This is a genomic window from Collinsella sp. TM09-10AT (assembly GCF_003436275.1).
Lineage (GTDB): Bacteria > Actinomycetota > Coriobacteriia > Coriobacteriales > Coriobacteriaceae > Collinsella.
On record NZ_QSOP01000002.1, the window covers coordinates 102,018 to 127,842 of the forward strand.

Sequence of the window (25,825 nt, forward strand, 5' to 3'; positions counted from 1 at the left end):
TCCCCGTCCCAAAAAAGACTGGTCTTAGGCGTGGTCGCGCCAGCCGAGAACGCGCTGCTTCATACCCTCGATGTCGAGCACGCCTTCGGCAAAGCCCTTGCGCACGAGCTCTTCGGGAACAAACTCGTCGTAGCGGTCAAAGTAAGGCACCTCGCCAGGATAGACGAGCTCGATGGGATCGAAGTCCTTTTCGGCCTCGGCGGCGAGCACCTCAAAGAACGTCTCCTCGTCGGCCTTCATCTTAAACTGCATAAAGTACGGGCGTGACGGATCGAGCCCGCGAAGGCCCAGCTCCGCGGCACATTTAATCTTGAGCATGCGCTCGAGCGCCAAAAAGGCGTAGCTGCCCAGCCAGGGGAAGAGCACCCAGGTATCGCCGCCCAGGTTAATGAGCGGCTTGGTTCCCGCACCCGAAATCTCGGCGGTATGACGAGCCTGCGCCAAGCGGGCCCGTGCGTTACCCATAAGGTACGGATATGTCGCGTGCTCGTTGAGCGCCTTGCGCATGCGCTCGAGCACATGCGTGTTAATGTCGCCGGGGCAGTCGCCAAAGTAGGCCGGCACCCGGCCCTTGACCTGCGTGGCAAAGACAGTGTGGCGCTTCCAGTCCACTTCCTCGACAATCCAACAGTGTCCGGCGATGGCGATGCGCTCACCGGGCGGGGGCGGATTAACGATCGTGCCCAGCTCGGCCGATTCGCTCCGGACGGTAAACTCCTCGTTTTCCTGGAACACGGCGTAGAACTTAAAGTTGTTGATGATGCGCTCGCCCGCGAGACCCACGATGAGCCCGCCACCTTCGGTGACCTGGATATGGTCGATCTTAATGAGGTGACGTAGCAGCACGCGGTAATCGTCTGCCGAGACACGGTGGAAATAGCTGAGCGTGAGCACGCGCTGGGCAAGTTCGGCCGGCGTGAGCTCGCCGGTGCTGGTGAGGGTCGACATAGTCTGGTGATAGAGCAGGCTGTAGGGGAGACGATCGAGCTTGGGTGGCTCGACCCACTTTTCCTCGCGATAGAGTTGTACGAGCGCGATACCCTGCAGGAGCTTCCAGGGAATGGTTTCGGGCATCATCGTGCGCGGCTCGGGCTCTTCCTCGCGCATGACAAACCACATCTCGGGCGGAAGATCGCGACGGCCCGTGCGCCCCATGCGCTGCAAAAAGGAGCTAACGGTAAACGGCGCGTCAATCTGGAAGGCGCGCTCCAGGCGGCCGATATCGATACCGAGCTCCAACGTAGAGGTGGTGACGGTTGTCTGCGTCTGCTCCTCGTCGCGCATGAGCTCCTCGGCCGTCTCGCGTAGCGATGCCGAAAGATTGCCGTGATGGATGAGAAAACGGTCGGGCTCGTGCCGGCTCTCGCAGTAGCTGCGCAGCATGGAGCATACGGCCTCTGCCTCCTCGCGCGAGTTGGCAAAGACCAGGCACTTGCGGCCGCGCGTATGTTCAAAGATGCAGCCCATGCCGGGGTCGGCGTTTTCGGGCGCGGTGTCGGTGGGGTTGAGAAGTGCCTGTTCGGTTGCCCGTGGGATGTCGACTTCGCCCTCGGGGGCCGAGGAAGCGCGACTGTCCTTGGGGGCAGCCTTGCCCCGTGCCCGCTCACGACGTTGACGGCGCTCCTCTTGTGTGAGCTGTCCGCTATGGCGCATGTCTTGGGTGCTGACGGGCAGTGCCGCGGGTGGTGCCGCCTCAATGCGCTCGCATGCGAGCACCTCAGCTTCCTGCGGGCCTGCGCTCTCGAATCCTCGCTGCTGCGCCTGGGGACCCGAGTTATAGAAGTGCTCCATGGAGATGCGCCACACGCGGCGCGGTTCCTCAAAACGGGGGATAACGCAGTCGCGGCCCGTTCCCTGTGAGAGAAAGGCACCCGTGCGCTCGGGGTCGCCGATGGTGGCCGAAAGGCCAATACGGCGGGGCTGTACGCCCGCCATGCACGAAAGGCGCTCAATAAGGCAGAGCGTTTGCCCGCCACGGTCGCCGCGCATGAGCGAATGGACCTCGTCGATGACCACATAGCGCAGGTCGCAAAACATGCGCGGGATCGCCATGTGCTTATGGATCAGGAGCGCCTCGAGCGACTCGGGCGTAATCTGCAAGATGCCGCTCGGTTTTTTGATGAGCTTAGCCTTGTGCGATTGCGAGACGTCGCCATGCCAGTGCCAGACAGGGATATCGGCCTCTTCGCAGAGGTCGTTGAGGCGAACGAACTGGTCGTTGATGAGTGCTTTGAGGGGACCAATGTAGAGGGCGCCCACGCTCGCGGGCGGGTTCTCCCAAAACTCGGTCAGGATGGGAAAGAAGGCCGCCTCGGTTTTGCCGGAAGCCGTGGATGCCGTCAGGAGTACGTTGTCCTGCGTGTTAAAGATGGCGTCTGCCGCCGCAACCTGGATAGAGCGCAAGCTCTCCCAATCGTGGGAGTAGATGAAGTCTTGGATAAACGGGGCATATCGGTCAAAGGCGTTCACGAGGCCTCCTTTCAAAAGCGAATCTCTCAACGCGGCGGGCAGTGGCTTGCTGCATTACTGCTTCAACGTTTGCCCAGATAGAGCCTGCCAAAATAAACCTGTCCCTTTTTGGCAGGTTAGATGGTGAATTCGGCGAAGTTACGGTCGCCGCCTGCGGTATCGGTGTCGCCTGTTGCGGCTGCCGGCGCCAGCGCGTCGCCGCCGACGCTTTGCAGCAGCTCGGCCACGTTGGCGTCGGGGTTTTGGCATAGGATGTCGAGCAACTCGATAAAGTCACGAATGACTTCACGCGGCGTCAGATGCGTGTCGGCTCCCACACGACCGAACTCGATCTTGAGGAAGTCCACCAAGTCGTTCTCGGTAAGCGTGGGCGTCCAGCCAAAGTAGCCGGCGTGAATTTGCATGAGTTTTTCGATGAGCACCAGTAGCTCCTCGTAGGTGAGCGGCTGCAGGCGGATGATGGGTGCGAGCATGTCCTTAAGGTCCTGGCGCGCAAAGCGACCCTGAGCGAGTCGGCTGCGCAGAGCCTCGTAGGAGAACACGCCGCGGCGGCGGTCTTCGATGGAGGTTGGCGTGCCGCCCATGATCATGCCCAGGTACTGCGCCTTGCCCTGAAGTGTGTCGTTGTACATGGTCAGGATCTTCTCGTAGTTGTACTGGCGCGTGATGGCATTGGGAATCTTATACAGATTCACGAGCTCGTCGATGAGCACCAGCATGCCCTTGTAGCCGCTGCAAACCAAAAAACGCGCGATGAGTTTGACGTAGTCGTACCAGTCGTCATCGCTGATGATGGTCGAGGAGCCCAGCTCGGCGCGCGCCTCGCTCTTGGTGCGGTATTCGCCGCGGATCCATTTGGTCACGCGGCTCATGGTCTCTTCGTCGCCCCCGGATGCGGCCATGCGATAGCGGCGGAGCATGCGGGTGAAGTCGAAGCCGTGGACCATCTCCTCGAGCGGGGCCAGTTGGGCATTGACGGCAGGCTCGTCGACGTCGGCACATGAGGCGACCCAGCGATCTAGGATAAGGTTGAGCGCACCGCCCTCGGGGCGCGTCTTGGTCGATATATTGCGGATGAGCTCGCGGTAGGTGGCAAGGCCCTGTCCCTGACCGCCCTGCAGGCGGCGCTCGGGCGACAGGTCGGCATCAGCGACGACGAATCCCTCGCCCATGGCGTGCGTGCGGATGGTCTGGAGCAAAAAGCTCTTGCCGGCGCCGTAACGACCGACCAGAAAGCGGAAGCTCGCGCCACCGTCGGCGATGAGGCTCAGATCGGTGAGCAGGGCGCGGATCTCGACCTCGCGGCCTACGGTGATGTAAGGAAGGCCGATGCGCGGGACCACGCCGCCCTTGAGCGAGTTGAGAATGACGGCAGCGACGCGCTTGGGCACGCGAGGTGCTGCGGATGCGGTATCACTCATGGTCTAGGTATCCTCTCACGTCTGCTTCGTAGTCCTCGATAATCTGCGGCCCTGCCGCGCTAAATTCAATTACGGTGTCGCCCACCAGGTCAAAGAGCGCCTCGTTGATGGTATCGACGAGCATGTCCTCGCTCTGCTCCGATTGCACTACCGCCGATTCCGCCTGTACTGCGTTGTGCTCGAGCAGCGCGCGGAGATAGGCGTCTGCGGCGAGCGCGAGTTCGTTCGTGGCGTCAGCGGGCGCAGCCGCTGCGAACGCGGGCGTCGGCGCGAGAAGCGGTGCCACGACACCAAACTGTTCGGTGGATATGGTCGGCTCGTCGGACTCGTCCTGCCCTGCGGCCGCCGCGACCGCCTCGACCGTCGCGTCGGCTACGGGCTCGGCTTCCGGTTGCCCTGAGTCCGCTGCCTCGGCTTCTGCGGACGCGCCGTCCTCGCGTTCCTCGTCGATCAAAAGCGCTTCGCGCGTTTGTGCGGCAGCGCTCCGAATGTGCCCCAGCTGGCTCAGATCGATATCGATCTTGACGGGCTGGTGTGCGGCGTCCCACGAAAGCCATGCCACAATCTCGTCATCGATAATCTTGGCCAGATATTTGGGGACCTTTTCTTCCTTAAGGGGATGGGCAGGGTCTAGGGCCAGGCGCAGGCGTTGGTCGCAGGCGCGCATCATCTCGCCAAGTTTGCTGCTCTTTTGTCTGCTGCCGTGAATCCGCATGCATTCCCAAAAACCGTTTTGGCAACGGTAGATATGGATGGGGTCCAGACGGTATTCGCAGTCCTCGTGGCGCTCGGGCGCAAAGAATACGGCCGAGGCAAACATGGTGTAGGGCATGGCCGTCTCCTCCCCAAATAAACTTGCCACGATGCCGGTCTTTCGGTGCGTGTCATAGTAGCGCGCCATGCGGACATACACGGCGCACGCCACGTGGCGCAGATCACGGTGGTGGCTGCGGTCGAGCCGCGAGCTACTTAGGTTGTACGTGGAGAGGGCGTTGATGGCGGCCATGAGTCGCTCCTCGCGCACCTCATCGGGCGGAAGGGGGAGCGTGGGCTCGGAGGTTTTGCGACGCTTAGGGGTCTGGCCGGACGGTGCCGGTACAAGGTCTCGTGCCGCGCGCCGCAGTTCGATAAGGGCGTTATCGAACATGACGGTTTTAGAGTCGCGAAGCAGCTTGGGGTCGAGCCCGTGGAACACGGCGTAATCTTGCAGCCACACGCGCGCAAACCGGTCGATGCCGGGCTCGAAGGCGCGATAGACATCCCAAAAAGCCTTGATCTTGTTAAAACCATCGAGTGGATTATCTACGCCAATGCCGCAGATCAGCTCATAGAGATACAGAAAGGCAAAGGACGTAGACGTTTCCTCGACGGTTCCGCGGCGCACTTGGGCACGCCAGGTAAAGTAGCCGCGCAGTTGCCGGTCGCTCATGGCGTTGTAGGTGGGAAAGTACGACTTAAAGGTGCCGTTGTAGGGACAGTCGTCCTCAAAGTCGGCCATCAGCAGGCCCTGGCGGTAAAAAAGCTCGGCTTCCGAAAGCCAGCGGCCCGCACCGCCCTTGGGGTCATCCTGCCAGCGCGATATCTCGCGCATTTTACGGTACTGGTCGGGGAGGAAATTCTGCATCTGTCGGCCGGTTTTGAGAATCGGCTCGTCTGCGTAGGTTTCGTTTGAGAAGCGGGCGGACTGATGGGTCCGGGCCTCGGCCATAATGCGCTCGATGAGCATCTTGATGTCCTGGTCGGCCACCGCTCCTCCTCTCGAACGCAGCTACGGTGACCTCATATCATAGCACAGCATCAAACAGATGTTCGAGATACCGCTGCGTTGCTAGATTTAGAACAGGAGGGCGTATATGACGGCGATGACGACGGAGGGAAGCATATTGGCCGTGCGGAAGGTCTGAGGACGGATGAGGTTGACGCCGACGCAGAAGATGAGCATGGAGCCTACGAGCGAAAGGCTGTCGAGGGCTGCCGTGGTCATGATGGGGGAGAGTGCACCGGCAAACAGCGTGATCGTCCCCTGGAACACGGCGACGGGCAGGGCGGAAAAGATGCAGCCGCGGCCAAGTGAGGCCGTCATGGTGCAGACGATGATGCAGTCCAGTGCGCCCTTGAGGGCAAGCGTTGACCAGTCGCCGAGCAGGCCGTCCTGAATCGATCCCACAATGGCCATGGCGCCGATACACACGGTGAGCGAAGTCGAGACAAAAGCGTTGGTGAACTCGTTATCGCCCTCGCTGCCGGTTTTGCGCTTGAGCCATTCGCCAAGGTTCTCAATGGCGGCTTCCAAGTCGACGGCCTCGCCGATGAGCGAGCCGAGCGCAAATGAGACGATGAGCATGGTGGTACCGGTGGTCGCTAGCGCCTTTCCATCGATGATGAGCATCTTTTGCATGGTGCCGCCCAGGCCGATAAACAGGACGCACAGCCCCGATGCTTTCATGAGCGTGTCTTGGATGCGCGGTGTAATGAAGCGGCCGCCCGCTAATCCCAAAAGACCGCCCGCAACTAAAAGCGCAACGTTGATGATTGTTCCCAAGCCCGGCATGAGCCCTCCTGTATTGATGCCAACGTGGCAATCGTAGCAGAACGAAATGCGAGGCACATCGCGACTCATCTAATACGTTATATAAGTGGTATTAGGAATGATGCGCAGCATTTAAGCCTCAGGTGGTTGTCGGGACATAGGGGTAGTAGTCAAAGCGCAGTGTCATAAGCCGCTGCGGGGATTCAATAGCCGCGGCGATGATATTGGCATCGCGGGCACGATCAAACCCTTCGAGTTCGATCTGATACGAGACGTCTTGCATAATGTCCAGACGTCGCCAGGCTAGAAGTGTGTCGCCATCGAATTCCAAGGTCTTGCCTCCGTCTGGGGCAACGGCGTATAGACGCAGTTTAGCGGTGGTTGCAGGGTCGACAACCGTGACCTTTTTAATTTCGTTTCGAGTATTCTTGGCGCCCAACAAGGTGAGCAGTGTTGGGGCCACGACCTCGCCCGATGGCAAAAAGACGACTTCGATGGATTCGGGAAATGCGATGATGGCCGACTTGCGGACGGGCTGATTGGCGGCGGCAACTTCGATGTTTGCAGCATCGATGACCTCTGTGTGGTCGAGGGCGGCAAGCACGCAGCAGTTACCTTCATCGATCTCCTGAGGATCAGCAAGCCCCAGACTGTCCGCGAGCTCGGGATCGTTTGGACCGGTAGCGGGCTCATTCGGTGCTTCGAAAGAAGCTGGGACGCTGTTTGTCGGCGACGGCGTGTCGCCCGCACCTGCTTCTTTGTCCGTGCTCTCTTCTTGTATGGTTGCGTTGATGGGTTCGTCGTTTGAGGGGAGCGTCTTGGCGTCAAGCGCGGAGGGGACAATCCCGACGGCTCCGGATCCGTTCCACTCCATCTCGAGAAGCGCCGGGTCGGCAAGAATGCGTTGCCTGCCTAGCGTGTGGGTATCGATCGCAATAGGGCCTGCCTCCGTCCCGCGCGTAAGGCTGAGCGATCCGGCTGGCTTCTCGAAATGAATGTCTGTGTCTTCGGTGCTGGCGGCGTAGAACAGCAGGGATGCTTCTCCCGCCGCGATGGCATCGGTGCCCGCCTTGGTCAGCCGCAGCGATGCCGTGAATGAGAGGGTGGGCTGCACATCGTCTGCATTCGCGGCGGCGCAGCCCAGACATATACCGCCTCCTTTCTCGAAAAACGCACCGTCGAAGGCGACCTTCGCTCCGTTCGCCGAGTCATCGACCGAAGCGATATCGATGCGCAACCCCAAATCGCACGGATCGCCATCTGCATCGAGCACAATCGAGCGCCACGTGCAGACGGCGCACCCCGCCTGGGAGCCGTTTGCCTTGTTCGAACGATTGATATCCACGACTATCGAGCCGTCCGTATTACGACGAAGGCATCCCGAGGTTGAGATTGCGGCCTGTGCGAACGAAAAACGCTTGCACGCAATGGCGCTCGACGGATTTGGTGCGGAGCTTAGGGCTGCTGGTAAGGAGTCTGCCATGACGGGAGTCGCCCAAGCGGCGACAGGCGTTCCGGTTGCGAGCGCGCCGCAGAGTGCGACGACGGGCAAAAGGTTCTTCGATGCCATGGGGTCTCCTTAGCTAATTTAGTGCGGCCTGTCCGTGTTTCGTTTCTGGCTGCGTTTGATGTGCAGACCGAGGCCGGCGGTTCCCGCGCCTGCTGTCGTGGCGCCTGCTGCCAAGAGCCATCGTCTGTCGTCTGTCTGTGCCAACGGTTCCTTGCAGTTGCCGCGGTCGAGCTCCGAGAGGTCGACCGTCACCTGCGTGGCGGCCTGCGCCTGTTCTTGCTGGGCAAAGGCCATGGCTGGCCCAAACGCTAGGATACTGACGGCGGTGGCCAGGGCGACGGCCTTATGCCGTGTGCGCACCGGGCTCGACCGTCCAGGTGATCGTTGCAACTTGATCGCCTTCGCCGGTTACGCGGAAGATGTCGCGCGTGACGCGGGCGACGTTTCCGCTTGTCTTGAGCTTAATTTTGTCCGTGCCGCCGGCAATGCCCTGGTAGCCCATGTCGAAGGCTGCATTCTTGGAAAGATCGAGGCCCGTCTCCTGCATTGCGGCGCTGGCGTTCTGGAGTGCGCCGTTGGGGCCGACCTTAAAGTCGATGGAATTCTGCGCGGTTCCGGCCTTGGCGTCGGCGGCAATGGTCCAGGTGTTCATGGCGTCGATCTTCATGTTGGTGACATGGATGCCGTAGGCCGAATGATTGTCGATGGTGGTCGCGTCTTCTGAGGGGCCCTGAAGCGTGCCGTCGGCCTTGGCGACGAAGGGAATAACCGTCGGAACTTTGAACTCTACGTTGTCGATCTCGGTCCTGACCATTACTTTTGTGGTTCCAACGCGCCCGGCTGCCAGAGCTGGCGTCGGGGCGGCGCCCATTGCGAGCGAGAGCGCGAGCCCTGCGCCCACGACGAGCGCTCTGGCTCCGTTCATGTTCCTGGTGATGTCCATGGTCGTTCCTTTCTATTCGCCGCGGGCCGTCCCCGCGATGATTGGACGAATGCTGGTGAATTGCGTGCGGTGCCGCGTCGGTCGAAAAAGCTAGTTCTCGGCTTGCTCAACCCGTACCTTGACACGTGTCGGATTGCCGTGGCTGTCGAGGGTCTTGGCATCGAGTGCCTGGATCTCGATGTATGCCTCGCCTTCTTTGATGTCGCCGGCGGGGCACGTCTCGATTGTCTTGCCGGTCTCGACCACACCGGATTCGTACATGGTCTCGTCGTTTTGGATGACGCGGAATCGCTGGGGAAATTTATTGTCTTGGACGTTTTGCACGTTGACGCGCAGCTTGCCGTCCTCCTGTAGCTGAGCGACCGGCGCGACCGAAATCGTCATCATGTTGTCGCGGACGATGGCATCGAGCTCATCTTGGATTTCTTGTCGCGATTTACCCTCTGCCGTCGTGACTGAGGCGCCCGCTTCGGGCACGGGCTGCGACTGCCAGGCGTATAGTCCTACGGCGACAAGGGCGCAGACGATAGCCAGACAGACAACGACGAGTTTCTTGCGACGCCCCAGTCCTGCGAGGCGGGGCGGCTTCTTCGCACTCATGCGGCGTCCTTGGTGGTGTAGACACGTGCGAACGTGGACGGGTCCGCTCCAAAGAGCATGTGAAGCATCAGGCGGCGCGAGTAGATGAGCTCGTCAAAGTCGTGAGGGAGCTCGATGTCGTGGATACGCGCGATGTGGTGGGCGAGCGCCGAGAACGACTCGGGGTCGCAGATAACATCGGTGGTGACGTGGTAGACCGCCGTTTCGGGGAACGCCTCTTCGTCGAAAGGCAGGAGATAGGGATCGTCGTCGACCTCGATGGCGACGCCGTACTGGGGCCAGTAATATGCCATGGGAACCTCCCTGCTTCTGGGGCCAAAACTTCTATCGGTTTTGGCTGTCGACGCCGACCGTATCAGCCGCTACTTGACCAATTTCTGACCAAATGCTTGACGGATTGACATCTCCGCAGGTAAAAGGTGGAAAAAATTACTTCAACTTTTTTCGAGCGACAATCGAGCGGTCGGCGACGGCGGGGCGATATGTGTCAAAAGCATCGTCTGCCGAGGAAGCCTTGCCGTTCGCCGAATTGCACAAACGTAAAAATCGCCAATTATGGAGACGGTCTCGAACACGTCGACGAAACGATGCGGTAACATCTCCCTGCAAACACTGTAGTTAGCTAAAGGGGGAGTTCGCGTGTCTGCAACCATTAAACCCTTCACCGACGAGTTCGAAGAGTATGGCCGCGATGAATCTCGCGCATCGGGCGAAGCATCGAGCATCTCGTTTCCGACAACGGAAGACGAGGTCCGTGCCATTTTGGAAACGCTCCATGCCGAGCGTGTCCCGGTAACGGTTCAGGGCGCCCGAACCGGCCTTGCCGCCGGTGCCGTGCCCCACGGTGGGCATATCCTCAATACTTCCCGTATGAATCGCTACTTGGGCCTTCGCCGCGATGAACAAGACCAATTTCTGCTGCGCGTGGAGCCGGGCGTTGTGCTCTCGGAGCTGCGTAAGCAGCTGAGCAAGAAGGTACTGCCGACCGCTGGTTGGGACCAGGCATCGCTTGAGGCCTACGAGGAGTTCCAAGAGTCCCCCGAGCAGTTCTTTCCCACCGATCCCACCGAGGCATCTGCCTGTCTGGGCGGCATGGCGGCATGCAACGCCTCCGGCGCCCGCAGCTACGCTTACGGTCCCATGCGCCCGCATATCACGGGACTCCACGTCGCGCTGGCTGATGGCGATTTGCTTGAGCTTCAGCGCGGCGAGGCTTTTGCCCAGGACCGCCACCTGTCGCTCGTGACGGCAGCGGGCCGTACGCTCGAACTCGATCTTCCCGGCTATACCATGCCCGAGACAAAAAATGCCTCAGGCTATTTCGTTGCGGACGATATGGACGCCATCGACCTCTTTATCGGCGCGTGCGGCACGCTCGGCGTTGTCACCGAGCTCGAGATCGCCCTGCAGGCGGCACCTTCGGTCGTATGGGGTGTGAGTTGCTTTTTCGATAGCGAGGACAAGGCGGTGTCCTTTACCGATTCCGTGCGCCCTGTCCTGTCCCATGCGGCTGCCATCGAGTACTTCGATGCTGGCGCCCTGGATATTCTACGTCGCCAGCGCGAGCAGTCGACGGCGTTTGCCTCGCTGCCGGCGCTCGACGACGAGGCAAAGGTCTGTGTCTACGTGGAGCTTGACTGCGACGACGAGGCGCAGGCGACCGAGGAGCTGTACCACCTGGGATGGGTTTTGGAGCTTGCGGGCGGCCGCGACGATGCGACATGGGTCGCGCGCACCGAAGTCGATCGCGAATGCCAGCGGTTTTTCCGCCACGCGGTCCCCGAGAGTGTCAACATGCTCGTTGACGAGCGTCGCCGCACCGACCCCACCATTACCAAGCTGGGATCGGATATGTCGGTGCCCAATGCACGCCTTGCCGATGTCGTGGTCCTCTATCGCCGCACGCTGGCCGAAAGCGGGCTTGAGCCTGCTGCCTGGGGACACATCGGGAACAACCATCTGCATGTGAACATCCTGCCGCGCGATGCGCAAGACTACCGTCGTGGTGGAGAACTCTTTGCCCAGTGGGCTTCCGAGGTCACGGCCATGGGCGGTGCCGTTTCTGCTGAGCACGGCGTCGGCAAGATCAAGGCGGGCTTCTTGGAGACGATGTACGGCCACGAGGCCATGGTCGAGTCGGCGCATCTCAAACTCCAGCTCGATCCTGCCGGCCAGCTGGGTCGCGGCAACCTGTTTACGGAGAAGCTCTTGGATGAGCTCGTCCAGAAAGGGGGCGCGTGAAGATGAGTGATTTTCATATGGTGGTGTGCGTCAAGGCGGTGCCCGGAAGCACCGAGGTCAAGATGGACCCCAAGACCAATACTATCGTGCGTGATGGCAAGCAGGCGGTCGTTAATCCCTTCGATGCAAGTGCTCTCGAATGTGCGCTAGCGCTGAAGGACGACTTTATCGGCTTTGGCATGGACGTGCGTGTGACGGTGGTGTCGATGGGCATCCCCGCGACCGAATCGCTGCTGCGCGACTGCATCGCCCGCGGTGCCGACGACGCGCTGCTGCTGACCGATCGCGCCTTTGCGGGCGCCGATACCCTAGCCACCACCTATGCCCTCAAATGCGGCATCGAGGCACTCGATGAGGACTTTGACCTGCTCATCTGCGGCAAGATGGCAGTGGACGGCGATACGGCCCAGATCGGCCCCGAGCTGGCCGGCGCCTTTGGGGTCCCCTGCGTGACCGACGTGAGCTGTGTGCAGAGCGCGGGATTTACGACGTGTGGCTCGCTGGCGCTCGTTCACGGCTGCGATGCCGGCGAGGAGACGGTGTACCTGGAGATGCCGTGTGCGATGACGACCGCCAAGGAGATTGGCCAGCTGCGCATGCCGAGTATTGCCGGTATTCGCGCGGCCGAGGATGCAGACGTGCGTGTGGCCAGCGCTGCCGACGTAAACGCCGATCCCTCGCGTTGCGGCCTTGCCGGATCACCGACGCAGGTCGTGCGCTCGTTTGTGCCCGACCGTGACCAAACGTGCGAGGCCGTTGAGGGAACGGCGTCCGAGCAGGCGGTAAAACTTGCCAAGATTATTGAGGGGATGGCATAGATGAGCGGGCTGATTATCGATAGCGAAGCCTGTATCGGCTGCGGTCGCTGCGTTCGCGCCTGCGCCTCGGGCGGCATTGTGGTGGAGGGTGAGCGCCCCAATCGCTGTGCCCGCGTAACCGACGGCTGTATCCTGTGCGGTGGGTGCGTCGACGCCTGCCCCGTCAACGCCATCTCGATTGAGCGCGACGAGGCCGCCGGCGCGGCAGACCTTGACGCATATCGAGACATCTGGATCTTCGTGCAGACTGACGAGCACGATGCCGTTGCATCCGTGGCCTTCGAGCTCATGGGCAAGGGGCGCGAGCTTGCCGATGCCCGCGGCTGCCGTCTGGTGGCACTGGTCGGCATGAGCCCCGAGGGCTCACTCGGGGACCTGGAGCATCTGATTTGCGCCGGTGCGGACGAAGTTCTGGTCTGTCGTGACGAGCGCCTGCGTCAGAACGACGCGGAGGTCTACGCTCGCTTGATCTGCGATTTGGTAGCCGAGCGCAAGCCCGAGGCCATTCTGTACGGCGCGACCGCCTTTGGTCGCGAGCTGGCGCCCGGTGTGGCCGTGCGCTTGCAGACGGGTCTTACGGCCGATTGCACGGTGCTTTCTATGGATACGGAGACGGGTCTGCTGCAGCAGACGCGCCCGGCGTTTGGCGGCAACCTGATGGCCACCATTATCTGCCCCAACCACCGTCCTCAGATGGCAACGGTGCGCCCCGGCATCTTTAAGGCGCCCGAGTTTGACTATAGCCGCTCCGGCACGATTGCCCAGGTAGTGCTTGCGGATGACGTTAAGGCCCGCGTCGAGATCTCGATTCCCGCCGAGGAGTGGGGACAGCAGGCCTCAATTGCCGATGCCGAGCGTCTGGTCGTGGTGGGCCGCGGCATCGGCTCCAAGAAGAATCTGCCCCTGATGCGAAAGCTCGCCGATGCCCTGGGTGCCGAGCTTGGTTGCACGCGTCCCATTGTGGAGGCAGGCTGGTTGGAGTATCGCCACCAAATTGGCCAGACGGGTGTATCGGTCTCGCCCAAGCTTCTCGTGAGTATCGGTGTTTCGGGCGCCATCCAGCATCTTGCCGGCATCGGTGGGGCGGAGTGCATTATCGCCATCAACGAGGACCCGGATGCCCCCATCTTTGGTGCTGCCCAGTACAAGGTTGTCGGTGATGCCGTCGAGGTCGTCGAGGAGCTGCTGGCCCAGTTTGAGCGCTAGGCACGCACCAGCCAGTCGCGCATCTCGTCCTTTAGGCGGCTCCAGGTTGCCTGCGTGGCGGGGTCGGTAAAGGGCCGCGTAATGCCAAAGGGCGCGTCGAGCAGGCGGTAGATATCGCCTTGCTCGCGCGCCAGCGCGCGGCTTGCCGGATAGACGAGCTCAAACATAAAGCAGATAAGCCCCACCAAGAAGTCGGCGGGCTCATCGCGCTCGTCGCGCGCGACGCAGCGGTGCTCGTCAAAGGCGGTAAGCGCCGGTGTCGAGAAGTGGCTGGCGAGAAACGTGTCCTCATCCACCTTGAGGACGGTGTCGACGGTGCTGTCGGCGATGGTGCGCATAATGTCGATCTTGTCGCCATCGCGCACGATGTCGCAGAAGCTCCGCGTGCGCTCGTCGAGCTGTGCGGGTAGACGGAAATCGCTGTGATAGGCGATGCTCGCTCGGATGAGCTCATCTTCTGCCGGGTCATCGATAAAGTCGCGGATGCTCATTACGGCGGGTGCATCGGCGGGATTCTCGCCAAAGAGGACCTCGATGCCCAGCACTGCATGGCTCATGCTCTCGGCGTCCTTAAAGGTGTCCCAGCGTCGCAGCTGCTCAAAGCGGCCCATATCGTGCAGCAGGCCGCAAAGCCATGCCAGGTCAATATCTTCTGACGACCAGCCCTGCTCGCGCGCTACGGCATCGCATGCCTCGGCCACGTGGTACGTATGCTCGATTTTGAGCGCGATGCGTGGGTTGGTGGCGTCGTAGGCATCGGTGTAGCTTTTGAAGGCCGCGCGCGCCCGGTCTCGATCGATAGCTGTCATAATGACTTCCTAAAAAGTTGTGTCTTTCGATCCGGTGGCAATTGTAGGTGAACTTTATTGCCACCGGTTGATATTTCTGCTGCGTTGCAAGGCGCGCTGCAGACGACTTACCAGAATGGGAGTGGCATGGTCCTTAGGATCTTTAAAATCGTCTGGCCAGTGATGCTTACCTATGTTGCAATAGGCGCGCCGTGCGGAATGATCATGGGGCAGACGGGAATGGAGCCCTGGATGGTCTTTGCTCTGAGCAGCACGTTTGTGACGGGCAGCGGCCAGTTTATGATCTGCAATCTTTGGCTGGCGGGCGTGCCTGCAGCATCGATCGTCGCGAGCGTTGCTGCCATCTCCTCGCGCTTTGCGCTTTACTCGGCATCGATCGCGCCGCATCTGACGGGTGCCTCGAAGCGTCAGACGCTGGCTGTTGCCGCGACACTTACCGAGGAGGCATATGGCATCTCGCTTGCCAAGTTGGTTGAAGGGGAGGATTGGGGCCCGCGCGAGTCCTTCGTGCTCAACGTGATTCTCATCGCAACATGGGGCGTTTCGTGTACGATGGGCGCCATCGTCGGCGCCGTTGTCGATGTTCCCACCGCCATTGCAGCCTTTGTCTGCACCTCGCTCTTTATCTGCCTGCTCTTTTCGCAGCGGCTGTCGCGCGGCAACGTTGTCGCGGCGGTTTCGGGCGCGGTGTCCGTCGCCGTATGCAAGTTCTTGGGCCTCACGAATATTGCCGTGCCGGCAAGCGTCGTGGCCGGCATTGCCATTGCGTTGGCGTGCGATGCTGTATTTGACGGAAGAGGTGCCCGCGATGCCCGTTAACGAGTTCTTGGTTCTGTGGCTGTCGTCGTGGGCTGCTATCGCGTTCTTTCGCATCGCGCCGGCGTTTGCCTTGCGCGGGAGAACGCTGTCGCCCCGCATTACCGAGGCCCTGGGTTATATCCCGCCCGCTGCCTTTGCCGCGCTGGTCGCCAACGACTTGGTGAGCCCCGGCGCGTTCGACGCGGGACCCTGGCCTGCCTTGGTTCCCTGGATTGCGGCTGCCGGCGTCGTGGCCGTGGCGGTCAAGACAAAATCGATGCTGTGGTGCTGTGTTTCGGGCATCGTGTTCTATATCGTTTTGAGCCTCATATAAGAGCGGGGCACGTTTAGCGCCCCTGTCCAACGAATCGAATTTCTCACCGAGCTGGTCTATTTCTTCTGGTACCATGGTCAAACTTTACTGTAGCAAAGCGTGACGTGGGCTTTTGTACCCCGTCAGCGGAAATGGGGGTTTCATGGCACAGGAAGCGACCGCCAACGAGCAAAAGAAATTCAAGGTCCCGCGCATCCCGGGCGACATCATGATCTATCCGATGATCGTCGGTCTTTTGCTCAACACCTTCTGCCCGCAGGTTTTTGAGATCGGCGGCTTCTTTACGGCTGCCTGCCGCGGTGGCTCCAATGCCATCGTCGCCGCGATCCTGCTGTTTGTGGGCGCCGGCATCAGCTTTAAGTCCACGCCGGGTGCCATCAAGACCGGTATCGTCGTGCTGATCCCCAAGCTGGTCGTCGCAGCGGCTCTCGGCCTGGGCGTGGCATATTTCTTTAACGACAACTTCCTGGGTCTGAGCTCCGTGTCTATCATCGGCGGCATCACGTTTTGCAACATGGCGCTCTATACGGGCATCATGGGCGAGTTCGGTGATGAGTCTGAGCAGGGCGCCGTCGGTATCCTGTTCTTTACGGCTGGCCCCGCCGTCACGATGATCATCCTCGGTGTTTCCGGCCTCGCCAACATTCCCATTGGCACCATTATCGGCTCCATCTTGCCACTCGTTATTGGCATGGTTCTGGGCAGCCTGTTCCCGTTTATCAAGAACCTGCTGGTTCCCGGTGCCAATCCCGCGATTGCCGTCATCGGATTTCAGCTCGGTGCGTCCATGAGCCTGTCGAGCTTTATCACCGGCGGTATTTCCGGCATCTTGCTGGGCCTTGTCACGCTGTTTGTCGTCGGTCCCATCACCTTTGCGTTCGAGCGTCTGTGCGGCGGCAATGGCAAGGCCGCTGTGGCTTGCTCCACCATTGCCGGCACGGCTATGACCACACCGGTTGCCCTCGCCGAGGTCGCACCGCGCTACGCCGAGCTTGCGCCCATCGCGTACGCTCAGATCGCCACCGCCGTTATCATCACGGCGATCATGGCTCCGATTCTGACTGGCTGGGTCGACAAGAAGTTCTGCCAAGGCAAGGAGGATCTGTCGCCTGTCGGTGTCGAGGCCATCGAGGAGGCCGTCGCGACTGACATCGATGGCGAGTAGCAATCGATACCCATCAATGATGCCGGCGTGTGCAATTCGCGCCGTATGGGCGCCCGAACAGAAACTGTTTTGCAGTGATGTTCGGGCGCTCTGCTATTATCCCCTTTACCCCTGCGGAGTAAAGGGGTGTTTATTGCCCTGATTCGAATTGGGCGATTCTGACCACTTGGGTATTGAAGGGGTGGCGCTAGTGGTTAAGGCACTCAAGATTGAGATATTCGTGCTATGCATGATTGTTCTTATCGGGCTTGCCGTGCGAAGTCGTCGCTCCTTGTTCTCGAGCACCCAGCAGCTATTGTTTAGCATGCTGGGCTACACGTCTGCTGCCTACATTTTCTTCGATATGATCTGGACGCTCTCGGATGGCTTGAGCACTCCTGTAGGCATCACGGCCAACTGGATTTCCAACGCGGTTTCGTTTTCGCTCTTTGCTATCGCGTGTCTCATTTGGTTTATCTATTCCGAGACGGTGCAGGGTTCTCGCCTTTTGACCTCGCGCTATAGGGTGGTGCTTGTTGCGTTGCCTACGGCTCTGGTGGTCGTGCTGGCGTTTACCAGTTACTGGACGCACGCCCTGTTCTATATCGATTCGCAGGGCGTGTATCGTCGCGGCTTTGCCTATATGATCCCGCCCATCGTCAGCTACTGTTACGTTATACATACGTCCCTGCATGCATTTGTGCAATCTCGCAGGGTCGAGAGCCTGCAGACGAAGGCCATCTATCGAACCTTGGCATTTTTCGCCATTCCGGCCCTGGTGGGCGGTACCTTTCAGGTCGTATACTCGGTGCCCGGCCTTTGTGTCGGCATAATGATTAGCATGTTGCTGCTCTACATCATCTACCAGGAGCAGCTCATCTCGACCGACCCGTTGACTGGACTTAACAATCGCAACCGTTTTGAGACCTATATGCTGTCGCTCTTCTCAAATGTGGATCAGGCCGAAGATGTATATCTGCTTATGATGGACGCCGACGGCTTTAAGCAGATTAACGATCGCTATGGGCATGTGGAGGGCGACCACGCTCTTCAGGTCATATCCGCTGCGCTCAAAGAAGTCTGCTCGGCGTCTGGCGGCTTTATCGCACGTTATGGTGGCGATGAGTTCGTGGTGCTCCAAAAGGCAGTGGCGGAACAGGATATCATGCATCTGTGCGCGACAATCAACGATGAGCTCGCGCGCGCCGAGGTTCCGTATCTGTTGCGGATGTCCATCGGCTACGCACGGGTTGGTGATGGCGTCGATACCTGGCAAGACTTGCTTCGTGCTGCCGACGCGGAGCTCTACCGCGTCAAGGCCGAGAAGAAGAAAGCCGGCGTTCAGATACGCTAGGAAAAGGGGCACACGCTGGCGTGCGTGGCGGCCCTCGGCTCTCCGATGTACTCCATTAAACTAAAGTATGTGAATCCGCTCTGCTAAATAAGGGCAGTTCATTAGGCCTTTTTGGGCCTGTTGACGATGATGATGCCGCCGCAGACCAACAGCAGGGCAACAAGTACGGTCACAGGGCTCGTGCCAGCGCCCTCGCCGAGCAGCAGCGCGCTTAACAGTACGCCAAAGACTGGATTCATAAAGCCAAAGACCGACACACGGCTGACGGGGTTGACGGCAAGCAGACGCGACCATAGCGAGTACGCGACGGCGGAAATGAGTGCCATATAGATAATGAGCGCGATGGCGGGGGCGATTTCAGTGGGGGAGAGCGCGCCGCCCATCAAAAAGCCGATGGCGGTGAGGACCAGTCCGCCGACCAAGAACTGCCACCCGGCAAGCAAGACGCCGTCGTGCTTGCGCGAGAAGATGCCGATCAGGCAGGTCGAAAGAGCACCCGCGACAGTGGAGGCTAGGATAAAGCCCTCGCCATCGAGCCTGAAGCCAAAGGTGCCATCTGCGCCCGAGAGGTTGACGAGCGCGACGCCGGCAAAGCCCAGCGCACAGCCAAGCACCTTGGCCGTATTGAGCTTCTCGGTGTGAAATGCTAGGGCGGCAAAGAGGATTGCGAGGAAGTTGGCGCTGGCCTCGATGATGGAGCTCGACATGGCGCTGGCGCACGAGAGGCCCAGATAGAAAAAGAAGTACTGCCCGATAGTCTGGAAGAGCGACAAGACAAAGATGGGCTTGATGTCGCGAGCCTGCGGAATGAGGGGGCGGCGTTGGGCCGCACTCATCCCAACGATAACCAGGGCGCCGGCAAGCGTGAAGCGCAAGCCCGCAAAGAGCAGCTGCGAGGCGCTATCGTGCGCCGGGATACCAAAGAGCGCGTAGCCGATCTTGATGCAGGGAAACGCCGATCCCCAGAGTGCACAGCAAACAAGACAACCCAGGATGAGTCCGGGCAGGGTGGCGAGATACGGCTTGCGGCTTTCCATGATGTCCTTCCTGCATGCGCGAAGCAAAAAAGAACCCGCCACCGGATGCGTCGGTGGCGGGTGTTGTTACCCGAGGGGATTGTACCCGATGGGAAAGGTTTAAGCGAAGTAGGCCACGCCGCTCTCAAAGATCGGCATGAACTTATCGCCGGGGACATGCTCGGGCACGTTGCGGTACAGGTTGTCGCCGCGACGCTCGGCATGGCCCATCTTGCCCAGGACGCGGCCGTCGGGGCTCGTGATGCCCTCGATGGCGAGTGCGGAGCCGTTGGGGTTGACGGAGAGATCCATGCTGGGCTTGCCGTTCTCGCCCACGTACTGCGTGGCGACCTGGCCGTTGGCGATCAGCTGGGCGAGCACTTCGTCATTGGCGACAAAGCGGCCCTCGCCGTGGCTGATGGCGACGGTGTAGGGGTCGTCCAGGCTGCACTGCGACAGCCACGGGGACAAGTTGGACGAGATGCGGGTGCGCACCAGACGGCTCTGGTGGCGACCGATGGTGTTGAACGTCAACGTGGGCGCATCGGGCGTGGCGTCGACGATGTCGCCGTAGGGCACCAGGCCGAGCTTGATCAGGGCCTGGAAGCCGTTGCAGATGCCCAGCATCAGGCCATCGCGGGCCTTGAGCAGGTCGCGGACTGCCTCGGTGACCTCGGGAGCGCGGAAGAACGCCGTGATGAACTTGGCGGAGCCATCGGGCTCGTCACCGCCCGAGAAGCCACCGGGGATCATGACGATCTGGCTTGCACGGATGCGGCGGGCGAGCTCGTGGGTGCTCTCGGCGACGGCCTCGGGCGTGAGGTTGTTGATCACGAAGGTGTCGGCCTCGGCACCGGCGGCACGGAAGGCGCGGGCGCTGTCGTACTCGCAGTTGTTGCCGGGGAACACGGGGATGATTACGCGCGGGCGGGCGATCTTGGCGCCGCCGTACACGTGGATATCCTTGGCGCGGAAGTCGATGGTCTCGACCTCGGCGGTCTCGCCGGTGCTGCGGTAGGCGAAGACGCCCTCGATGCCGCTCTCCCAGGCCTCCTGGAGCTCAGCGAGCTCGATGACTTCGGAGCCGGTGTCGATGACATAGCCCTCGACGGTGGTACCCAGGGGCTCGACGACAACGCCGTCGGCGACCTCGGGCAGCTCGGCGTCCTCGGCGAGCTCGACGATAAAGCTGCCGTAGAGCGGGGTGAAGAGGCTCTCCACGTCCACGTCCTCGGCAAGCTCGATGCCGATCTGGTTGCCGACGCACATCTTAAAGAGGCTCTCGACGCCGCAGCCGTAGCCGGGCGTGGAGACGGCCAGGGCGTCGCCGTTGGCGGTGAGCGCCTCGACGGCGTCAAACGCGGCGAGCAGCTGCTGAGCGTCGGGGCGGTAGTCCTCACCATAGGTGGCGGGGGCGATGCGCACGACGCGATGCGTCAGACCCTTGAACTCGGGCGAGACGGCACGGGCGGCCTTGCCCACGGCCACAGCGAAGCTGATCAGGGTGGGCGGAACGTTGAGCTCACCGGCCTCGTCCTCAAACGAGCCGCTCATAGAGTCCTTGCCGCCGATGGCACCGGCACCCAGATCGACCTGGGCCATAAGGGCGCCCAGGACGGCTGCCATGGGCTTGCCCCAGCGCTCGGCCTCGGTGCGCAGACGCTCGAAGTACTCCTGGAAGGAGAGATAGGCACGCTTGTGCTCAAAGCCGGCAGCCACGAGCTTGGCGATGGACTCAACCACGGACAGGTAGGCGCCCGCAAACTGGTCGGCCTCCATCAGGTAGGGGTTGAAGCCCCATGCCATAGCGCTCGCCGTGGTGGTCTCGCCGTCCACGGGGAACTTGGCAACCATGGCCGAGCTCGGGGTGAGCTGCGTCTTGCCGCCAAAGGGCATGAGCACGGTTGCGGCACCGATGGTGGAGTCGAAGCGCTCGGACAGGCCCTTGTTGGAGGCGACGTTGAGGTCAGTGACAAGCGAGGTCATGCGCTCGGCAAGCGTGGTGCCGGCCCAGCTGGGCTGCCACACGCTGCGGGCACAGACGTGGGCGACCTGGTGCTTGGGCGCGCCGTTGGAGTTGAGGAACTCGCGGGACAGATCGACGATGGCGACACCGTTCCAGGCCATGCGCATGCGCGGCTCGGCGGTAACCTCGGCGATAACGGTCGCCTCGAGGTTCTCCTCGGCGGCGTAGCCCATGAACTCCTCGACGTCACCGTCGGCGACGGCGCAGGCCATGCGCTCCTGGGACTCGGAAATGGCGAGCTCGGTGCCGTCCAGGCCGTCGTACTTCTTGGTCACGGTGTCCAGGTCGACATACAGGCCGTCGGCAAGCTCGCCCACGGCGACTGAGACGCCGCCGGCGCCAAAGTCGTTGCAGCGCTTGATCAGGCGGCAGGCGTCGCCGCGGCGGAACAGACGCTGCAGCTTGCGCTCGACCGGGGCGTTGCCCTTCTGGACCTCGGCGCCCGAGGTCTCGATGGACTCGGTGTTCTGGGTCTTGGAGGAGCCGGTGGCGCCGCCGATGCCGTCACGGCCGGTGCGGCCGCCCAGCAGGATGATCTTGTCGGTGGGGGCGGGGCACTCGCGACGCACGTGGTTTGCCGGGGTAGCGCCCACGACGGCGCCGACCTCCATGCGCTTGGCAACGTAGCCGGGGTGATAGAGCTCGTTGACCTGGCCGGTGGCAAGGCCGATCTGGTTGCCGTAGCTGGAGTAGCCGGCGGCAGCGGTGGTTACGAGCTTGCGCTGCGGCAGCTTGCCCTCGAGCGTCTCGGACACGGGGACGGTGGGGTCGCCGGCGCCGGTGACACGCATGGCCTGGTACACGTAGCTGCGGCCCGACAGCGGGTCGCGGATGGCACCGCCCACGCAGGTGGCGGCACCGCCGAAGGGCTCGATCTCGGTCGGGTGGTTGTGGGTCTCGTTCTTAAAGAGGAACAGCCAGTCCTGGTCCTCGCCGTCGACATCGACCTTCACCTTGACGGTGCAGGCGTTGATCTCCTCGGACTCGTCGACATCGGTCATGACGCCGGTCTTCTTGAGGTACTTGGCGCCGATGGTGCCCATGTCCATGAGGCAGACGGGCTTGGTGTCGCGACCGAGTTCGTGGCGCATCTCCATGTAGCGGTCGAAGGCCTGCTGCACCACGGCGTCGTCGATCGTCACGTCGTCCAGGACGGTGCCGAAGGTGGTGTGGCGGCAGTGATCGGACCAGTAGGTGTCGATCACGCGGATCTCGGTGATGGTGGGGTCGCGATCCTCATCGCGGAAGTACTGCTGGCAGAAGGCGATGTCCGCCTCGTCCATGGCAAGGCCGCGCTCGGAAATAAAGGCGGCAAGGCCGGCTTCGTCGAGCTCGCGGAAACCGTCGAGCACCTCGACGGGCTGGGGCTCGGGGGTCTCCATGTACAGCGTCTCGGGCAGGTCGAGCGAGGCGATGCGCGCCTCGACGGGGTTCACCACGTAGTGCTTGATGGCATCAATGGCGGCCTCGTCCAGAGCGCCCGAGATCATATAGACCTTGGCGGAGCGCACGGCGGGGCGCTCGCCCTGGCTGATGAGCTGCACGCACTCGCTGGCGGAGTCGGCGCGCTGGTCAAACTGGCCAGGCAGGAATTCGACGGCAAAGACGGCGCCATCGCTTGCGGGGAGCTCGTCGTAGGTCACATCGACCTGGGGCTCGCTAAAGACGGTCGGCACGCAGGACCGGAAAAGCTCCTTGTCGATGCCCTCGACGTCGTAGCGGTTGATAATCCTCAGGGCCTCGATGCCCTTGATGCCGAGAATTTCGGTCAGCTCGCCCTTGAGCTGCTGAGCCTCGACGTCGAACCCGGGTTTCTTCTCCACGTAGATACGAGAGACCATTGGTTCCTGCCTTCCTGATCGGTTGGGCGTACGGTACGGTATGCGGCAGCGGTCGGTTTGCGGGGTCTGCCCTGCGGTCGCCTTGAGCCACATGTTTGTAAACCTCACTATGATACGACAGCTCGCGGCGCGTTGAGGACGGCGAGGGTGCTACAGTGAAGCGCAAACAAGAGAAAGGCATCACATGGCATTCGTTTCGCTCGCCATCATCGCACTCGTGGCCTTTGCGAGTCCTTTTATCGCCTCGGCGATTCCCGGAAAACCCGTTCCCGAGACGGTCTTTTTGCTCGTGCTCGGCGCGGTACTGGGACCCCATATGCTCGGCGTCATCCATGTAGATGCTGAGGTCTCGCTTGTGTCCGAGCTGGGCCTGGCCTTTTTGTTCCTGCTTGCCGGCTTTGAGATCGACCCCAAGAGCATCACGGGCGTCGAGGGGCGCTACGGCTTGGCGACGTGGGTCGTCACGTTTGGTATCGCCTGGCTTGCCGTGCGCTTTACCCCGTGGTTCTCAGTCAGTCATTTCGACGGTATCGCCGTGACGCTTGCCCTCACTTCGACGGCGCTCGGTACGCTTGTGCCCATCATGCGCGAGCGCTCGCTCACCGGCACGCGCGTGGGCGACTCGATTCTCGCGTATGGCACTTGGGGCGAGCTCGGTCCCGTGCTCGCCATGTCGGTGCTGCTGTCTGCCCGCACTGGCATCCAAACGCTCGTAATCCTTGGCTTGTTTGCGGTGGTTTGCGTGTTGCTGGCCGTGGTCCCAAGCCGCTCCAAGCGCGTCGGCAGCCGCTTCTTTGCGTTTGTCGAGGAGCGCGCCGATACCACGTCGCAGACCTTCGTGCGCCTGACGGTGCTCATCCTGGTCACGCTCGTGGCGTTCTCGGCCGTCTTTGATCTCGACATCGTGTTGGGTTCTTTTGCCGCCGGCTTTGTCCTGCGCTATATCATCCCCGAGGGCAACCATACGCTCGAGACCAAGCTCGACGGTCTGGCCTACGGTTTTTTGATTCCGGTGTTCTTTACCGTATCGGGCGCAAAGATCGATCTGACGGCCGTGGCGTCGCGCCCGGGTCTGCTCGTGGGCTTTATCGTGGCGTTGTTGATTATTCGTGCCGTGCCTATTCTTATTTCCATGAGCATTTGTCCTGCGACGCGCGATGTGTCGGCGTATGGTCGCATTACCGTGGCCCTGTACTGCACCACGGCGCTGCCGATCATCGTTGCCGTTACGAGCGTTGCCGTCAACGCGGGCGCGCTGTCGCAAGATATTGCGTCGGTCATGGTTGCCGCCGGTGCCATCACGGTGTTCTTGATGCCATTGCTCGCGCAGCTCTTCTACCGCGTGGTGGATGCCGCACCGGTCGCCGCCGTGGCAGAGGTTGCCGAGCATCCATCCGATGCGCTCGACATCTTGCGCGCCCACCACGACCTAGCGAGCTTGCTTGCGCGCGAGCACGAGCTGCTGACCTCGCATGGCCATGGTCGCGTATTCGAGGGCCTGCCTACGCTCGATACGATTGCCGAGCGTCTTTCCGCCGAGGCAGCGAGCGGCCACATCGATGCCCGCATCGTGGACGCGGCGCACCTGCTTGCCGATAAGACCTATGGAGACGAGGTCGACCCGTCCGAGCTGACTCCGCGTGAGCGCCGCCGCCTGGAGCGCGCCAAGCTCGCTGTGCGCGAATACCGCCGCCGCATGCTGGAGCTCTATGCGCGCGAAGAAGCCGAAGACGACGACGGTAAGTAGTCGATACTTTCTCGGGGAAGCCGCGTCCCGCTTTGAAGGCTCGGAACGGGATGTGGTTTCCGCAAGGAGGTCCTGGGGGAAACCGTGCCCCGTTCTGATCCGAAATACTGGGACATAGTTTCCCTTTCATAACAGGAGAAGGCGCGCTGTCTGTAGTTGATTCAGACGGCGCGCCTTTTTGGTTGAGCTATGTTGAAACTTGAAGCCAAAGCTTGTGGCTCCTTAGGAGCGGGCGGCTCCGTCGACGGGGAGCACGGCGCCCGTGACATAGGAGGACATGTCGCTCGCCAGGAAAACAAAGGCGTTGGCGACATCCTCGGGCTCGCCCATGCGACCCAGCGGAATGGTGGCGATGATGGGCTTGATGACCTCTTCGGGCAGGTTGGCGACCATGTCGGTCTTAGTCACGCCGGGGGCGACGGCGTTGACGCGGATGCCCATGGGAGCGAGCTCGCGCGAGAGCGACTGGACCATACCGTTGACGGCAAACTTGGACGTGGGGTAACCGACGCCGGAGGGCTGGCCGTACTTGGCGACCATCGAGCTTGTGGTAGTGATGGTGCCGCCGTGGCCGGCCTCGGTCATGATCTTGGCGGCAGCCTGGTGGCCATTAAAGACGGCGACGACGTTAAGGTCCATGACCTTTGCGAACTCCTCGGCCGTATAGTTAAGGAGCGGCGAGCGCTGGGAGATGCCGGCATTGTTGACGACCGTGTCCAAGCCGCCCATGTCAGCGGCAGCCTGGGTAAAGGCCTCGGTCACGGCTTCGAGCGAGGTGAGATCGCAGGAGCGACCCCAGACCTTGGCGTCGGGATAGGCGGCTGTCAGCTTCTCAACGGCCGTGTCGGCAGTCTCCTGGCGCGAGCCAAAGACGGTGACGGCAGCGCCTTCCTCGATAAAACGGCAGGCGATGGCATAGCCGATACCGCGTGTGCCTCCGGTGATGATTGCTTTCTTGCCCTCGAGCAACATGGTGCTTCCTCTCATCGCGGGCGGACATTCGCAGCACAGCGTAGCG

21 protein-coding genes are annotated in these 25,825 nt (G+C 61.4%); 9 read left to right on the top strand and 12 right to left on the bottom strand.

What is annotated here, in order from left to right:
- Window positions 1-24: 24 nt before the first annotated feature.
- From DXD77_RS01405 to DXD77_RS01425, 5 genes are all read right to left on the bottom strand, one after another.
- Complete coding sequence (locus DXD77_RS01405) at window positions 25-2,469, bottom strand: DEAD/DEAH box helicase (protein ID WP_117647475.1); 2,445 nt, start codon at window positions 2,467-2,469, stop codon at window positions 25-27.
- Between the two features lie 116 nt (window positions 2,470-2,585).
- Entirely contained in the window at window positions 2,586-3,890 is a 1,305-nt protein-coding gene (locus DXD77_RS01410; protein ID WP_117647477.1) for an ATP-binding protein, read from the bottom strand.
- Window positions 3,883-5,637 carry a TerB N-terminal domain-containing protein gene (locus tag DXD77_RS01415; protein WP_233506685.1) on the bottom strand — a complete coding sequence of 585 codons (1,755 nt, stop codon included), beginning with the start codon at window positions 5,635-5,637 and terminating at the stop codon, window positions 3,883-3,885. Before DXD77_RS01415 ends, DXD77_RS01410 begins: the two co-directional genes overlap by 8 nt.
- 87 nt (window positions 5,638-5,724) lie before the next feature.
- The gene (locus tag DXD77_RS01420; RefSeq protein ID WP_199408982.1) at window positions 5,725-6,441 is read right to left on the bottom strand and encodes a DUF554 domain-containing protein; all 717 of its coding nucleotides are present in this window, start codon (window positions 6,439-6,441) and stop codon (window positions 5,725-5,727) included.
- A 118-nt stretch (window positions 6,442-6,559) separates the two neighbouring features.
- On the bottom strand, window positions 6,560-7,990 hold the full coding sequence (locus DXD77_RS01425; RefSeq protein ID WP_117563506.1) for a hypothetical protein: 1,431 nt from the start codon (window positions 7,988-7,990) through the stop codon (window positions 6,560-6,562).
- Between the two features lie 21 nt (window positions 7,991-8,011).
- Between DXD77_RS01425 and DXD77_RS10335 the strand changes: the two genes are divergently transcribed.
- Window positions 8,012-8,242 carry a hypothetical protein gene (locus DXD77_RS10335; RefSeq protein ID WP_158549068.1) on the top strand — a complete coding sequence of 77 codons (231 nt, stop codon included), beginning with the start codon at window positions 8,012-8,014 and terminating at the stop codon, window positions 8,240-8,242.
- A gap of 31 nt (window positions 8,243-8,273) precedes the next feature.
- Here DXD77_RS10335 and DXD77_RS01435 read toward each other — a convergent pair whose 3' ends face one another.
- The 3 genes from DXD77_RS01435 to DXD77_RS01445 form a co-directional block, all read right to left on the bottom strand.
- Window positions 8,274-8,873, bottom strand: coding sequence for a hypothetical protein (locus DXD77_RS01435; RefSeq protein ID WP_117563504.1), 600 nt, complete (start codon window positions 8,871-8,873; stop codon window positions 8,274-8,276).
- Between the two features lie 90 nt (window positions 8,874-8,963).
- The gene (locus DXD77_RS01440) at window positions 8,964-9,473 is read right to left on the bottom strand and encodes a hypothetical protein (protein ID WP_117647479.1); all 510 of its coding nucleotides are present in this window, start codon (window positions 9,471-9,473) and stop codon (window positions 8,964-8,966) included.
- Entirely contained in the window at window positions 9,470-9,766 is a 297-nt protein-coding gene (locus DXD77_RS01445; RefSeq protein ID WP_117563502.1) for a hypothetical protein, read from the bottom strand. Before DXD77_RS01445 ends, DXD77_RS01440 begins: the two co-directional genes overlap by 4 nt.
- 346 nt (window positions 9,767-10,112) lie before the next feature.
- Here DXD77_RS01445 and DXD77_RS01450 point away from each other — a divergent pair, with 346 nt between their 5' ends.
- From DXD77_RS01450 to DXD77_RS01460, 3 genes are read left to right on the top strand one after another with little or no spacing between them, the layout of a single operon-like run.
- Window positions 10,113-11,714, top strand: a complete 1,602-nt coding sequence (locus tag DXD77_RS01450) for an FAD-binding oxidoreductase (protein ID WP_117563501.1) — start codon at window positions 10,113-10,115, stop codon at window positions 11,712-11,714.
- 2 nt (window positions 11,715-11,716) lie between these two features.
- A complete protein-coding gene (locus DXD77_RS01455; RefSeq protein WP_117563500.1) occupies window positions 11,717-12,532 on the top strand; it encodes an electron transfer flavoprotein subunit beta/FixA family protein in 816 nt (271 codons plus the stop codon).
- Entirely contained in the window at window positions 12,533-13,738 is a 1,206-nt protein-coding gene (locus DXD77_RS01460; RefSeq protein WP_117647481.1) for an electron transfer flavoprotein subunit alpha, read from the top strand.
- Here DXD77_RS01460 and DXD77_RS01465 read toward each other — a convergent pair.
- Window positions 13,735-14,547 carry an HD domain-containing protein gene (locus tag DXD77_RS01465; RefSeq protein ID WP_117563498.1) on the bottom strand — a complete coding sequence of 271 codons (813 nt, stop codon included), beginning with the start codon at window positions 14,545-14,547 and terminating at the stop codon, window positions 13,735-13,737. The genes DXD77_RS01460 and DXD77_RS01465 overlap by 4 nt on opposite strands.
- Before the next feature lie 162 nt (window positions 14,548-14,709).
- On the opposite strand from DXD77_RS01465, the gene DXD77_RS01470 reads away from it, so the two are divergent.
- The 4 genes from DXD77_RS01470 to DXD77_RS01485 all read left to right on the top strand — a co-directional run bounded on the left by DXD77_RS01470 (window position 14,710) and on the right by DXD77_RS01485 (window position 18,177).
- Window positions 14,710-15,366, top strand: a complete 657-nt coding sequence (locus DXD77_RS01470; RefSeq protein WP_158549069.1) for an AzlC family ABC transporter permease — start codon at window positions 14,710-14,712, stop codon at window positions 15,364-15,366.
- Window positions 15,356-15,679 carry an AzlD domain-containing protein gene (locus tag DXD77_RS01475; protein ID WP_117629654.1) on the top strand — a complete coding sequence of 108 codons (324 nt, stop codon included), beginning with the start codon at window positions 15,356-15,358 and terminating at the stop codon, window positions 15,677-15,679. Before DXD77_RS01470 ends, DXD77_RS01475 begins: the two co-directional genes overlap by 11 nt.
- A gap of 142 nt (window positions 15,680-15,821) precedes the next feature.
- Complete coding sequence (locus tag DXD77_RS01480) at window positions 15,822-16,844, top strand: 2-keto-3-deoxygluconate permease (RefSeq protein WP_117647483.1); 1,023 nt, start codon at window positions 15,822-15,824, stop codon at window positions 16,842-16,844.
- Window positions 16,845-17,034: 190 nt separating this feature from the next.
- A complete protein-coding gene (locus tag DXD77_RS01485) occupies window positions 17,035-18,177 on the top strand; it encodes a diguanylate cyclase (protein WP_117647485.1) in 1,143 nt (380 codons plus the stop codon).
- A 101-nt stretch (window positions 18,178-18,278) separates the two neighbouring features.
- Here DXD77_RS01485 and DXD77_RS01490 read toward each other — a convergent pair whose 3' ends face one another.
- Window positions 18,279-19,214 carry a DMT family transporter gene (locus tag DXD77_RS01490; RefSeq protein WP_117563493.1) on the bottom strand — a complete coding sequence of 312 codons (936 nt, stop codon included), beginning with the start codon at window positions 19,212-19,214 and terminating at the stop codon, window positions 18,279-18,281.
- A 99-nt stretch (window positions 19,215-19,313) separates the two neighbouring features.
- Window positions 19,314-23,060, bottom strand: coding sequence for a phosphoribosylformylglycinamidine synthase (locus DXD77_RS01495; protein WP_117563492.1), 3,747 nt, complete (start codon window positions 23,058-23,060; stop codon window positions 19,314-19,316).
- Between the two features lie 184 nt (window positions 23,061-23,244).
- On the opposite strand from DXD77_RS01495, the gene DXD77_RS01500 reads away from it, so the two are divergent.
- Window positions 23,245-24,807: a cation:proton antiporter gene (locus DXD77_RS01500; RefSeq protein ID WP_006234446.1), complete on the top strand. Its 1,563-nt coding sequence runs from the start codon at window positions 23,245-23,247 to the stop codon at window positions 24,805-24,807.
- Between the two features lie 222 nt (window positions 24,808-25,029).
- Here the strand turns inward: DXD77_RS01500 and DXD77_RS01505 are convergent, their stop codons facing one another.
- Window positions 25,030-25,779 (bottom strand): SDR family NAD(P)-dependent oxidoreductase, encoded by a 750-nt coding sequence (locus tag DXD77_RS01505; protein WP_089573313.1) that lies wholly within the window; start codon window positions 25,777-25,779, stop codon window positions 25,030-25,032.
- Window positions 25,780-25,825 lie beyond the last annotated feature (46 nt).